A 12,962-nucleotide genomic window follows, 5' to 3' on the forward strand; every position below is an offset into this window, starting at 1 on the left:
GTGGTCCTACTTGACGACCCGGGCCCAGATGTTCACGACGACGTCGGTGCTGCTGAGACTCATCCGCTCCAGCGGGACCGGATCGCCGGCCGGCCGGTCGAAAAGGCGTACGCCGCCGCCGAGCAGGACGGGCGCGACGATCGTGAGCACCTCGTCGAGCTGACCGGCGGCCAGGCACAGCCGCGCGGTCTCCGCACCGATCACGTTGACGTACTTGTCCCCGGCTGCCTCCTTGGCCATCCGGATGGCCGTTTCCGGATCGTGCACGAAGGTGAGATCCGCCGTGCTCGTCCGGCTCGTGTCCCGGGTGAGCACGAACTGCGGGCCCGACCAGCCGCCACCGAACGCCTTGCCCTCCCGCTCGGTGCCGCGATGAGGATCGTCCCCGCCCAGGGTCCGGCCGCCGACCAGCAGCGACCCGATGTTCGCGATCAGCTCGTCGACCAGCGGATTCGGCTTGAGGTAGGGAACCGCCCACGACATGTCGCCGCCGGGGCCGGTGATGTACCCGTCCAGCGACATCGTGACCGAGTAGAGCATCTTCGCCATGATTCGTCCTCCGATCCGGCTGCAGGGTCCGCCCGAGCCATCAGCGTCCGCCTGAACCATCAGCATCCGCCCGATCCTTCCGCCTCCGTCCGACATTCCCGTCGAGCCGGCGCCCGTGTCGCAGCCCGGCCAACAAAGGACGGCCTGTCCGCGGCGGCGGTCGCCGAGGCCGAACAGCGGCTCGGCTTCGCCCTGCATCCCCTGCTCGCAGCCCTGTACACGCAGGTGGCGAACGGCGGCTTCGGCCCCGAGTACCAGCTGCTCAGCCTGGCCGGCGGCCCGACCGGCGAACAGGCCGTCGACCTCTACCTGTCCCGCCGCACGCAGAACGCGGGCACGGACTGGGCCTGGCCGGAAGGCGTACTGCCGATCCTGACCTGGGGCTGCGGCATGTACGCGGCGGTCGACTGCCACAGTGCCGAAGGCATGGTCCTGATGTTCGAGCCGAACCCCGGCGACCCCGACGCGGCCTGGTACGTCGAGACGCCGAGCCTGGAAGCGTGGCTGACGGGCTACATCGAGGACTCGGGATGGTGGGTGGCGGCCGAGGCGGGCGAGGACTACGACGACATGCAGCCCTGGCCGCACGCCCGCGACCGGGCCTGACCACGGTGCGGGCAGCGATCAGCGCGTAGCAGGACCACCGGGAACAGACCACCGGGAGTGGGGGATCAGCCGCGCGGTTCGACGAGCCAATCGTCGTACGGCCACTGGTCCTTGCCCAGATCCACTGTCGTGCTGTGCCGGAACCGCAGCAGCTCCCGGCGCTGATCCAGCGGCAACCCGGCGGACAGGTCCCCCGCCGCGGTAAACCTGCGGTCGACGTTGTAGTGCAGCTCGTCGCCGACGACGTAATCGCGGCGGAAGTCGGTACCCCACTGGGAGCTGCCGCCCCACCCGTGGGACAGATCGGTGACCTTGCGGTTGCGGCGCCACCAGGCGAAGTACAGCGCCGACCGCTCCCCCAGCGCGGCGTCGAGCGCACGGTGCCCGGCCTGGACGACGACCCCGGCCCGCGCGATCAGCAGGCCGCCGACCAGGGCACCCGGCCACAGTTCCGCGAGCAGCGTGATCGGTTCGTCCGGGTCCGGCGACGGTACGACGCTCACGATCTCGTGGAAGAACGGGTGGAAGGCGGTTTCGTCCACCGTAGACGCGTTGATGAGAGCCAGGAATTCCGCCCAGGCGGCCGGATCCGGCAGCGGCCCCCGCCACCAGGGCCCGTTGTACGTGTGCGACAGCAGCGCCGGATCGTCGTTGACCGGCTGGTGCGGGCCGAGGAGGATCTCGGTGAGCCGGGAGAACGCGTACAGGCCGTAGAGCACCTCGGGGTCCGCTGCGACCACGCTGTTGTGCGGCCGGCCGATCTCGTGCAGTTCGGCGAGCACATGCGGGCGCTCGGCCAGCCACGGTTCCAGGACCGCCCGGCCGAAGCCGGGCGCGCCATCATCGCGCAGGTCGAGGACGAGGTAACGGAACTCCCACAGGGTCGTCTCGGACACCGTGCGACTCTAGGGGTGCATGACGCTCGCGCGCACCCACGTTTCGTCGGGCGTCAGGTACGCCTCCACGCCCAATCCGTTCTCCCCCAGCAGTTCCTCGAACGCCGCCTTGGTCAGCGGCCGGGACAGGAACGTCTGGCTCCACCCCGCGTCGGGGTACGCGTACTCGACGTGGACCGACCGGACCCCCGGGCGTACCTCCGTCGAGGAGACCACGGTGACTTCGAGGTCGCCCCGGGAGCTGGTCCGCGGGACGTCGTCGTGCCAGTCCGCGCCTTCTCGCTGGATCAGCACGACGCCGCCCGGTCCGGCGTGGCGTACGCAGGCCGCGAGCAGGCCGCGGGCGCGTTCGGGGTCGGGCACGTGCACCAGGCAGGAGCCGAGCAGCACGACGTCGAAGGTCTCGCCGAGATCCAGGTCCTCGATGGACGACCGGACCGTACGCGCGCCGCGGACGACGGCCAGCATCTCGGCGGACTCGTCGACGGCGGTGACCGCGAAACCCAGGTCCGCCAGCGCATGGGTGACGCGGCCCGCGCCGCAGCCGAGTTCCAGGATCGTGCCGCCGGCCGGTGTGTGCGCGGCGATGATCCCGGGTTCGGCACCCGGCCGCAGGCGCTGGTAGAGCTCGATCGAGCAGCCGTCGGGGGTGAACTCGCCCACGCCGGTGCCCGCGTATCCGTCACGTCCCATCCGGCGATCAGACCAGACCGGCCTGTGAGGACGCTGGGTCGAGCCCGGATCGGCAGCGCGGCGGCCCGCCGTCGTCGAAGCCGTGCAGCGCCTGTTCCCGCCGCACGGCGTTGGCTTGACAGCCCTCAGAGCATGCCGGAGAGGATGCGCTCCAGCCCCTGCCCCTTCCGGCTGACGATCAGCCGCGGGATGCTGCCCTGGATGGTCCGCTCCCGGCCCTCGGTCCAGGCCAGCTCGTAGTAGTAGTCGGCCAGCAGCAGCTCTTCGTCGGTCGCCGGCCGCTCGTCGGAGTAGGTCAGGGTGTGCCCGTCGTACTCGTCGCGGTACGTCGCGTACAGGATGACGCCGTCGCCGCGCAGTCGCAGGGACGGGCCCGCCTTGACGTTGAAGTACGGGTCGAGGTTGAGCGCGCCCTCGGTGAAGCGCTCGTAGAGGTGGCGGTAGCGGGGCAGGAGCCCGTCGGGGCGCGCGGCGGGCAGCCGGTTGCGGCGCCACCACGGCGTGGCGGGCGCGACCGCGCGGAACACGCGTCCGGCGGCATCACACGCCAGCGCGCGCAGCCGGGCGGCGTCCAGGCTGCTCGTCTCGTAGACCGCCAGGGGATTGCGGCTCTGGTGGCCGGCCACCCGCTGGTGGAAGCTCTGCTGGCTCGGCTGCTGGTTGTTCAGCTGGTGGTGGTTCGGCTGCTGGTGGTTCAACTGGTTGAAGCTCTGGTGGCTCACGTAGTCGACGTGCACGGCGGACACGCTTCCCTTCCTGCGGCAGCCTCCCCGCTCCGGCGCGACCCGCTCGCTGCCTGCTGGGACGGCCTCCCGTCAGGGATTCTGGCAAGGACCGGGCCGCCCCGGTCCCGGAGAACGTCCGCGTCACCCCGGCCGATCAGCCGACCGGGTACACCGATCGGGCCGGGCGCCGCTTGTCAGGCGCGGTGTGCCGACGGCCACGTGTCGCCCTTCCGACTGCCGTCCGACCCGCGAAAACACCCGGCCGACCCCGGAAGGACCCACGAAAGAACCTCACTCTTCGGCGGCGTCCCGGCCCTTGTGCTTGCCGTGGTCGCCGGAGCCGCCGCCTGGCCCACCATCGCCTGGCCCGCCGCCGGGACCGCCGTTGCCCGGGCCCGTCGTGACCGGAGCATGCGTGCTCGCCTGCACCGGAGCCCCGGCGATCGGCCGGGTGCCGGGAACCCCGAGGACGGTCGCCGTGCACGGCTGGTCGTTCACCGTGAACCGGGTCGGCAAGGGGTTGCTGCCCGCGTACGCGCCGGCGAAATCGAGCTGCGCGGCCTTCGCGGGATCGAGGCCGGCGGGCTGGGGGCGGGAGGTGACAGTGGTGTCCTGTTCCGTCCATTGCGCCCCGACCGCGGGATCGACCCGCTGGCCGCCGGGCAGGCCGAACGCCACCCGCCACCCCGCCAGCGGCTGCGCGCCCGTGTTCGTCACGGTCACCGACGCCGCGAACGCCCGGCCGTCGTCCTTCGTCACCTGATAGGCCACGTGGCAGGCGGCCGCGGGCGGCGTACCCCCGGTCGCGGCCGTGGGCGCCGCTCCATGGACGATCACGAAACTCCATGCGCCGATCAGGGCCACCAGCGCCGCGATCCCCAGGATCCGGCCGCGGCCGCTCAGTCGCCGCTTCGGCGCCGGACCCGCCAACAGCATCCGGGTCACGCCGGGCAGGTCGGTCACCGCGGGCGTACCGGCCGCCACGACCGCCGCGACCGCGGCCACCTCCGCCGCCGTGGGACGCCGCTGCGGCGCCTCCGCCAGGCACCGCTCCAGCAGCACCGTCACCTCGGCGGGAAGGCCCTCGACGATCGGCACCGGCCCGCCCGGAAGACACCCGAACAAAGCCTGATGCAGCAGTACGCCGAGCGCGTACACGTCGGCCGCGGGCCCGGCCGGCGCACCCGCCAGCCGTTCCGGTGCCACATACCCGGGTGTACCGAAGTACGTCTCGGGTGCCCCGGTCGCCGCGCCGATGCCGAAGTCGACGACCTTCACCCCGTCGGCCGAGAGCAGGACGTTGCCCGGGGCGATGTCGCGATGCACGAGACCCTGCTCGTGCGCGGCGTCGAGCGCCTCGGCGACCTGGCCCGCCAGGCGTACCGCGGCCGGCCAGGGCAACCGGCCGCCGCCGTGCAGCAGGTCGCCCAGCGAGACCCCGTCGATCAGTTCGAGGACGAGGTACGGGACCTCGTCCCCGGCTTCACCGGCCGCCGTGCCGGACTCCGCACCGGCCCCTTCGCCGGACCCCGTGCCGTGCCCTTCGCTGGACCATTCGCCAGGCCCCGTGCCGGACCATGCGCCCGGCCCTTCGCTGGATCCTGTGCGGTGGGGACGGCGATCGGTGCCGTAGTCGTAGAGCGCGGCGATCCGTGGATGATTCAGCCGGGCGAGGATGACCGCCTCCTGCCGCAGGCGTTCACGGCCGACGGGATCGGCGAGCAGCGCACGGTCGAGTACCTTGACCGCGACCGTGCGCCCGAGAAGTTCGTCCCAGCCGCGCCACACCCCGGCGGTTCCGCCGATCGCGAGTGGTTCGAGCAGCCGGTACCGGCCCACCATGTCCGTCATGCCGTCCGCCACCCGGCTGCCATACCCGCCGCGCCCGCCCTTAACCGGCCCAGCTTGTGACTCCCACAACTGTCGGGAGTCACAGCTGTCGGGAATCACAGCTGTCGGGAATCACGCCTGTAGGAAATCGATGACTCCCGCATTGCCCCACAGCTGTGTCACCGTGTGATTCGCCGACACTGCCTCGATTCCCGCATCCGTGCTGTACGCGACGCGCCCGTCGGTCGTCCAGGTCAGCTGCCCGATACCGTGCGCATCGGACGTCAGCCGCGTGTCGGTCAGGCCGCCCTTGTCGCTGGGACGCTTGCCCGACACGACCTTCAGGACGTGCACCTGCCCGTCCGTCCCCGCGTACGCGACCTTCAGCCCGTCCGGCGCCACGGCCGGGGAGCTGCCGAGCGCGGCCTTCGACGCCATCGGCTCCCGGGAGTTCCCGTCGCGTACCCAGATCTCCTCGCCCTGCGGTCCGGCGTGGCCGAAGGCGTAGTCGACGTGGAAGCGGTCGTCGTTGACGTCGCGGGTGCCGAAGTAGCGGCCGTCCGGTGCGGTGTTCCCCGTCGCGCCGAGGTTGTCGGCGACCCCGAGGTAGGCGTCGACCTCGAGCTTGCCCTCCCACGGCGGATCCTCCGCGATCGCCTTGATGCGCACGGTGCCGTTCGCGTGCTCCTCGAAGTTCACCTCGGTGCCGACCGTCGTCGGGTTGGCCCGGTACACGCTCCGGTCGGTCTTGGTCAGCACCTTGCGAGCGGTACCGTCGTACTTCGCGGTCGAGATGTTGCCCTCGGCGTCCACGAACGCGATCCGCTCCGCGGACAGCCACTTCGCCCCGGTGACCGTGGTCGGGAACTGCACCGCGACCCCGCCGACCCACACCGTCCGCGTCCCGTTGGAGATCAGCGCCGTCCCGTGCTTCGGCTTCGCCGGCTTGGCGTTCCCCGCCAGGCTCGGCACCGCGCTCGCGCTCGACGGCGTACCCGGGGCGCTCGGGCCGCTGCTCGCCACAACACTCGGCGAGGCGTCCGGCCCCGCCACCGTCCCCGGCTGAGGCCCGCAAGCCGCCAGCACCGCCCCCGAAGCAGCGATCACCGCGGCAACCGCCGCCCGCCGCCGAGCATCCTGCGTACGCATCGTGTCCACTCCGTTCGTCTGTGTGACCGGATAGACGTACGCGTTGCCGCGAACCGTTGGTGGCAAAAGGATCGAATCGCAAGAGCACCCATTCGACGATGGTTGCCGCCCGAAGGGGTGGATCCTGCGCGCGCGGCTTTGACGGCGTCGCCGCGATTCGGGCAGAGTGGACACGTGACGTTCTTCGCCTGGCTGTGCGGCTTGGACAAGACCGAACTCGGCCGGGTGATCGCGCACCGCCCGGAGTCGGTCCTGCTGGCCGGACCGCCGCGCGACCGCGCCGCCCTCGCTTCCCTCCTCCAGCACGAGGCCCTGGTCGCCGCTCACCTTCAGACCGCTCACCGACCCGTCCACGACGTCGTCGACATGGTGGCCGCCCTGGGCGGGCAGTCGACGATCGAGGCACTGGCGAAGGCATTCGACCTCGCGGCCGACGACCATGACCTCGCCGACGCCGTGGCGTGGCTGACGACGCGGGCGCTGGCCTGGACGGATGCCCAGGGGCTGCATCTGCTGCCCACCCTGATGCGGCTCATCCCTCATCCGCACGGGCTCGGCGTTCCGGCCCGTACCCTGCTGGAAGCCCAGACCGTCGCCGAGCTGACGGCGATCGCCTCGCGGTGGGGACTACCGCCGACCAAGCCCAAGGCCCGCCTCGTCGACACGATGAACGGCTGGCTCACAGATCCGGACAACGTCCGTCAACTGCTGCGTACGGCACCGGCGGAGCTGCGCGACGCCCTCGACCACCTGGTGTGGGACGGCCCGGTCACGACGGCCACCCAGGCACCGGCGGTGGCCTGGGCACTGAAGCACGGGCTGGTCTACCACCATGACTGGACTCTCGCGCAGATGCCCGGCGAGGTCGGCCGAGCGCTACGAGGTCCGGGGTGGCGGCCCACCTTCACGCCTCACCCTCCGGACCCGCCCACGGTCACCGTCGCGCCCGCCGTCGTCGCCCGAGAGTCGGCGGCCGCCGCCCTGGCCCTGCTGGATCAGGTCGGTACGCTGGTCGCCGAATGCGCGCGTAGACCGCTGCCGGCCCTGAAGACCGGTGGCATCGGCGTACGCGAACTGCGCCGCCTGGCCAAGACGGTCGGCTGCGACGAACGCTCGGTACGCCTGTGCCTCGAAGTCGCCTTCGAAGCCGGACTGCTGGACTTCGAGGACGGGGAAGCCGGTGGTGGGCAACTGCTCGCCACCGCCGCGTACGACGTCTGGCTGGCGAACGATCCAGCGGCCCGGTTCGGGGATCTGCTGACCGGTTGGCGGGAGCTGGCCACCGAGCCGTGGACGGGCAGCAGCGCCGAAACCCGGGTCGCAGCCTTGATCGAACCGGACGATCCCAGCCACTCGGCAGGGCTGACCCGGCGCGAGTTGCTGGCCGCGGCCGGGAGGTTGCCGCATGACCGCGGTCTGGTCTCCGACGACGGTCTGGCGCCGGTCATCGCCTGGCAGTTGCCGAAGCTGCCGTTGGCGACGGCCACCCTCGCGAGCCTGTGGCAGGAGGCGCGGGCGCTGGGCATCGCCGCGCACGGCACCCTCTCGTCGGCCGGCCGCGCCTTGGCCGCCGACGACGATGACGCGCTCCTCGCGGCCGCCCGCGACCTCGTCGGCGCGCCGACAACGAGCGCGATCTTCCAGGCGGACCTGACCGTGATCGTGCCCGGCATACCCGACTACGCCCTGGCGCGCCTGCTCGATTCGGCGGCCGATCGCGAGTCGCGGGGCGGTGCACTGATCTGGCGCTTCTCCGCCTCCTCGGTGCGGCGCGCCCTCGACGCCGGCGCCACGTGCGATGAGCTGGCGGCGCAGCTGATCGATGCGAGCGGTGGCGGAGTCATCCCCCAGCCGCTCGCGTACCTGATCGCCGACATCGGACGGCAGTACGGCCGCGTCCGGGTCCGCGACGTCGGCTGCGTGATACACGGCGTGGAGGAAACTCTGCTCACCGAACTGCTGACCGCCAAGGCTCTGCGCGGCTTGGGCCTCACCCGCCTGGCCCCGACCGTCCTCGCCGCCGCGTCACCGCAGGCCGAAACCCTTGCCGCACTGCGCGCCGCGGGCTATTTCCCCGCCGCCGAACAAGCGGACGGAAACCCGCAGAAGCCGACGACCGCCCAGCCGCGGGCCCACACCGGCTCACAGCAGACGGCAGGCCGCGGTCCTTCCCCCCTCGCTTCCTCCCTGTCCGCATCACCCCCGTTCGAGGGCGCCGCCGCCGGCGAGGTCGACGCCTACCAGCTCGCCGCGCAGCTGTGCGGCCGCCCGCCGGGCAAGGAGCAGCGGTACCCGATGCCGATATTCGGCCTGCCGTTCGACACGGCCGGCCCGGGCCGCGCACCGTTCCGAGGTCTGGACCTCGGCCTCGAACTCGGCCCAGAGCTCGGCTTCGGCCCCGGCTTCGACGAAGACGAAGTGGGCAGAGGCGTTTCCGACCGGCACGCGATCCTGCACCGGGCCATCGAGGAGTACGCCGACAGCATCGATCCCGATGGCAGTTGCGCGCTGGCCACGGCGATCGAGCTCACGGAACCGGTGCGGGTGACGTACCGGCCGGCCGGCTCGCGCACCAAAATCCGTGTCATGATCGTCCCGGAGACGCTGGCCGGTGGGTACGTGCGTGGTCACGACGTCTCGTCGGGCAGCCCGGTCAAACTGCGCCTGGGCGACATCGAACGAGTCCATCCGATGTGAGCGACATCCGGATCCGACTCCCACGACCGCCACCGAGCTCAGGCAGACGGCCGGCGCGGTCAGCAGCAATCAGCGGCCGGCAGGTTCTTGCCGTCCAGCCGCAGAAGCAGAATGCCGCCTCGGCCGGCGTGCCCGGCAGCCCCGGACGACAGGTGGGGCCGGCGCACCACCGCCGGGCGCCGGCCCCGGGCTCGCACCCGCCCGTAGAACATCGCGCGTTCCGCTCCGGACGGCAACTCGAACGCCCATATGTGGCAGCATCGCCGTCCGGTCCCGAGCGCTTCTCCTACATTGCGGCGGGGGATCCGCTACGGCACGGGATACGTCGCGGCGCGGGGATACGTCGCGGCGCGGGGATACGTCGCGGCGCGGGGATACGTCGCGGCGCGGGTGCAGCAACGTGAGCGGCTCGGCTCGCGCGGCTGCGGTGGAAAGCCGTGCGCCGACAGGCGGCCCGCGATCGGCGTGCGGCCCGGTCCCGGCGTCGATCGACGCACCGAAAACACTGCTGCTGAACTGCCGACGCACCAGCCGCCGAGGTGATCCGGCCGCTGATGAGCGGTACAACCCGATGAGCGGTACAGCCTGACTAGCGGTGCAGCCTCGCTAGCGGTACAGCTGGAAAGTAAGGGTGAAGGCGGACATGCGGCCGGTCAGGAACACCGTAGTGAGCAATCGATTTCTGAGCGCGACCGTACCGTGCGGCGACTCCACGGTCAAGGGCGGCGGCCCGCCGAGACATAGACCGATGCCTCTCAACAGCCCACATCGCCCTCTCGCTGCGCAGCCGCGACGCAGACCGACAGCGCTGCCGACAGCGCAGCCGACAGCGCAGCCCCGCAGTCCAGTCCCGTCATGCGGCACTCACCACGCCGGAAGGCCGCCAGCCGGCGGCCCCGCCGATGAGCTCAGAGGGGAATCGATTTCCCTTGCTAAGCTCGCGGCACCCGCCGGAAGTGAGGACCCGTGGTCACCATCTACGACGTCGCCAAGCTCGCCGGCGTCTCGGCCGCGACCGTCTCGCGTGTGGTCAACGGCCGGTCCTCCGTCGACGCCGGCCTGGCCGCGCGTGTACAGCAGGCGATGGCCGAGCTCGACTACCGGCCCAACGCGGTCGCCCGCAACCTGCGCCGGCAGAAGACCAGCATCTGGGCCGTGATCATCTCCGACATCGGGAACCCGTTCTTCACTTCTCTCGTACGCGGTGTCGAGGACGTCGGCCAAGCGGCGGGCTACTCCGTGGTGCTCTGCAACAGCGACGAGGACCCGGCCAAGGAGGCCCGGTACGTGGCGGCCGCCCTGGCCGAGCAGATGGCCGGAGTGATCATTTCCTCGACCGGCAAGGCCGCCAACCTGAGCCGCCTGGTCGACGCGGGCACTCCCGTCGTCGCGATCGACCGGGAGGTACGCGCGGCCGCCGTCGACACGGTCCTCGTCGACAACGCGCACGGCGCCGACCTGGCCACGAGCCACCTGGCCGAGCAGGGCTACCGGCGGATCGCGTGCATCACGGGTCCCCGGCGGCTGCCGACCGCCCAGCGCCGGTTGCAGGGATACCGGGCGGCGCTGACCGCGTACCGCCTGGAACCGGACGACAACCTCGTACGCTACGGCGACTATCGCGAGGAGGGCGGCTACCAGGCGATGGCGTCCATTCTGGACAGCGGGGCCGCGCCCGACGCGGTCTTCGCCGCCAACAACCTGATGACGGTCGGCGCCCTGGAGTGCCTGGTCGACCGGGGCATCACCGTCCCGGCGCAGATGGGCGTGGTCGGGTTCGACGACATCCCCTGGGCCCACCTGGTACGCCCTTCGCTCAGCACCGTCGTGCAGCCCACCTACGAGCTCGGGCGCACCGCCGCCCTGCTGCTCGTCGAGCGGATCGCCGAGCCGACGCGGCCGCTGTCGACCGTCACGCTGCGGACGGAGCTCAAGATCCGGGACAGCTCGGCACCGCGCGAGCAGCGGTTTCGGTAGTCACAATTGTAAATATTTTCGAACCGGGAAATGGATTTCTTGACGCGCGTCGGGCCCGGTTGCTAGGTTCCCCCGCAAAGGTGGAACGCATTCATACCTGTACATCTTCACGTTCCTAGATCAGCCTTCCCCGCACCCGGCCGCTGTCGGCGGGTGCCCGGATGCCGTGCCCTCGTGCGGGCGGGACGGCCCGATCCATCCGACATCTCCCTACCCGCAGCTCTTCCGCCCACCGCGCTCTTCCACCCACCGCGCTCTTCCACCCACCGCGCTCTTCCACCCCACCGCGCTCTTCCACCCACCGCAAGACACTTCCGGCGAGGAGCAAGCCATGCGACGTCTGCTCGCGATGGCGTGCGCCCTGATGGGCGCCGTCATCCCGGCCACCGCCCTGTCCGTCACCTTCGCGGCCACCCCCGCCGCGGCCAACTGCACCTCCATCCCGCCCAACGCCGACCCCTCGGTCCTGCTGGTGGTCCACCGCGAGGCCCGCAGCCTCGTCGTCAACGACAAGGTCCTGCTCGCCGGCTTCGAGGCCGGTTGGGTCGAGTCCCGCATGAACAACCTCCCCTGCGGGGACAAGTCCTCCCTCGGCGTCTTCCAGCAGCGCTGGGACTACGGCTGGGGCACACCCGAACAGATCATGGACCCGGTGTACGCGGCGACGCAGTTCTACACCCGAGCGGTCACCTGCGACCGCAACCATCCCGCGTACAGCGCCGGGCAGGTGGCGCAATGCGTACAGGGGTCGGCCTTCCCGGACCGCTACGACCAGGTGGCCGGGACGGCACAGAGCTTGATCGCCCAGGCCCGTCGGATGGCGGAGATGACCGCGGGTTCGCCGACCGACTTCAACGGCGACGGCAGATCCGACATCGTCGCGTTCAACCAGGGTTCGGCCGGGGACGCGTACGTGGCGACGTCGACCGGCTCCTCGTTCGCGGGCACGAGCGTGAAGTGGAACGACTACTTCGGGCTCGGCGGCGAGACCACGCTGACCGGCGACTTCAACGGCGACGGCAAGGACGACGCGGTCACCTTCACCCACGGCGACTCCGCCAACGGGCCCGCCGGCGCGGACGTGTACGTGGCCCTGTCCACCGGCGGTTCCTTCGCCGGCGGTGTGAAGTGGCACGACTGGTTCTCGCCGGCGGCCGAGATCGCCGCGGTCGGCGACGTGAACGGCGACGGCAAGGACGACGTCATCACCTTCACCCATGACGCGATCGTCAACGGGACGGCCAACGCCGACGTGTACGTGGCGCTCTCGACCGGCAGTTCGTTCGGCGCGGGCCAGAAATGGCAGGACTTCTTCGCTCCCGCCGGCGAGTACCCGGCGGTCGCCGACGTCAACGGCGACGGCAAGGCCGACATCATCACCTTCACGCAGGGACCGTCGACCGCCGCGGACGTCTACGTGGCGCTCTCCACCGGCTCGTCCTTCGGCCCCGGCGTGAAGTGGCACGACCTGTTCGCGGTCGGCAACGAGGTGCCGCGTGTCGGCGACGTCAACGGCGACGGCAAGGCTGACATCGTCACCTTCACCTGCGACGCGAACGCCGACGTCTACGTCGCGCTGTCCAACGGATCGTCCTTCGTCGGCACCACCGTCAAGTGGAACGACTACTTCTGCCTGCCGGGCGAGTTCCCGTACCTGGCGGACGTCAACGGGGACGGCAAGGCCGACGCGCTCACCTTCACCAAGGGCTCCACCAACGACGTCTACGTCGGCCTGTCCAACGGCAGCTCGTTCGCGGGCGGCGTCAAGTGGCACGACTTCTTCGGCCTCAACGGCGAGACGACGCTCTGATCCCCCTCCCACAGGAGAATCCACATGAGT

General features: G+C 71.1%; 10 protein-coding genes. 4 read left to right on the forward strand and 6 right to left on the reverse strand.

The genetic code is table 11. The annotated features are described in order from the left end of the window. Positions 1 to 6: 6 nt before the first annotated feature. Entirely contained in the window at positions 7 to 549 is a 543-nt protein-coding gene (locus G401_RS0123075; protein ID WP_027344368.1) for a dihydrofolate reductase family protein, read from the reverse strand. 144 nt (positions 550 to 693) lie between these two features. On the opposite strand from G401_RS0123075, the gene G401_RS56830 reads away from it, so the two are divergent. After that, positions 694 to 1,155, forward strand: a complete 462-nt coding sequence (locus G401_RS56830; protein WP_281174206.1) for an SMI1/KNR4 family protein — start codon at positions 694 to 696, stop codon at positions 1,153 to 1,155. A gap of 65 nt (positions 1,156 to 1,220) precedes the next feature. On the opposite strand, the gene G401_RS53185 is transcribed toward G401_RS56830, so the two are convergent. The 5 genes from G401_RS53185 to G401_RS47720 form a co-directional block, all read right to left on the reverse strand. After that, a complete protein-coding gene (locus tag G401_RS53185) occupies positions 1,221 to 2,051 on the reverse strand; it encodes a hypothetical protein (RefSeq protein ID WP_051367009.1) in 831 nt (276 codons plus the stop codon). Positions 2,052 to 2,060: 9 nt separating this feature from the next. Then, on the reverse strand, positions 2,061 to 2,744 hold the full coding sequence (locus tag G401_RS0123090; RefSeq protein ID WP_027344369.1) for a class I SAM-dependent methyltransferase: 684 nt from the start codon (positions 2,742 to 2,744) through the stop codon (positions 2,061 to 2,063). Positions 2,745 to 2,869: 125 nt separating this feature from the next. Further along, positions 2,870 to 3,490 (reverse strand): hypothetical protein, encoded by a 621-nt coding sequence (locus G401_RS0123095; RefSeq protein ID WP_027344370.1) that lies wholly within the window; start codon positions 3,488 to 3,490, stop codon positions 2,870 to 2,872. A gap of 270 nt (positions 3,491 to 3,760) precedes the next feature. Then, positions 3,761 to 5,320 carry a serine/threonine-protein kinase gene (locus G401_RS0123100; RefSeq protein WP_027344371.1) on the reverse strand — a complete coding sequence of 520 codons (1,560 nt, stop codon included), beginning with the start codon at positions 5,318 to 5,320 and terminating at the stop codon, positions 3,761 to 3,763. A gap of 111 nt (positions 5,321 to 5,431) precedes the next feature. After that, complete coding sequence (locus G401_RS47720) at positions 5,432 to 6,448, reverse strand: hypothetical protein (protein ID WP_157546182.1); 1,017 nt, start codon at positions 6,446 to 6,448, stop codon at positions 5,432 to 5,434. 174 nt (positions 6,449 to 6,622) lie between these two features. On the opposite strand from G401_RS47720, the gene G401_RS0123115 reads away from it, so the two are divergent. From G401_RS0123115 to G401_RS0123125, 3 genes are all read left to right on the forward strand, one after another. After that, positions 6,623 to 9,145, forward strand: coding sequence for a helicase-associated domain-containing protein (locus G401_RS0123115; protein WP_027344374.1), 2,523 nt, complete (start codon positions 6,623 to 6,625; stop codon positions 9,143 to 9,145). Positions 9,146 to 10,111: 966 nt separating this feature from the next. Beyond that, positions 10,112 to 11,122: a LacI family DNA-binding transcriptional regulator gene (locus tag G401_RS0123120; RefSeq protein ID WP_027344375.1), complete on the forward strand. Its 1,011-nt coding sequence runs from the start codon at positions 10,112 to 10,114 to the stop codon at positions 11,120 to 11,122. A 331-nt stretch (positions 11,123 to 11,453) separates the two neighbouring features. Further along, positions 11,454 to 12,932, forward strand: coding sequence for an FG-GAP repeat domain-containing protein (locus G401_RS0123125; protein ID WP_027344376.1), 1,479 nt, complete (start codon positions 11,454 to 11,456; stop codon positions 12,930 to 12,932). Positions 12,933 to 12,962: the final 30 nt, after the last annotated feature.

This window comes from Hamadaea tsunoensis DSM 44101 (genome assembly GCF_000428945.1).
Taxonomy (GTDB): Bacteria; Actinomycetota; Actinomycetes; order Mycobacteriales; family Micromonosporaceae; genus Hamadaea; species Hamadaea tsunoensis.

What these genes read in the sequence shown, in the direction of transcription:
- G401_RS0123125 (WP_027344376.1), top strand. Translation starts at nt 11,454, where the DNA reads ATGCGACGTCTGCTCGCGATGGCGTGCGCCCTGATGGGCGCCGTCATC.
- G401_RS0123090 (WP_027344369.1), bottom strand. Translation starts at nt 2,744, where the DNA reads ATGGGACGTGACGGATACGCGGGCACCGGCGTGGGCGAGTTCACCCCC.
- G401_RS0123100 (WP_027344371.1), bottom strand. Translation starts at nt 5,320, where the DNA reads ATGACGGACATGGTGGGCCGGTACCGGCTGCTCGAACCACTCGCGATC.
- G401_RS0123075 (WP_027344368.1), bottom strand. Translation starts at nt 549, where the DNA reads ATGGCGAAGATGCTCTACTCGGTCACGATGTCGCTGGACGGGTACATC.
- G401_RS47720 (WP_157546182.1), bottom strand. Translation starts at nt 6,448, where the DNA reads ATGCGTACGCAGGATGCTCGGCGGCGGGCGGCGGTTGCCGCGGTGATC.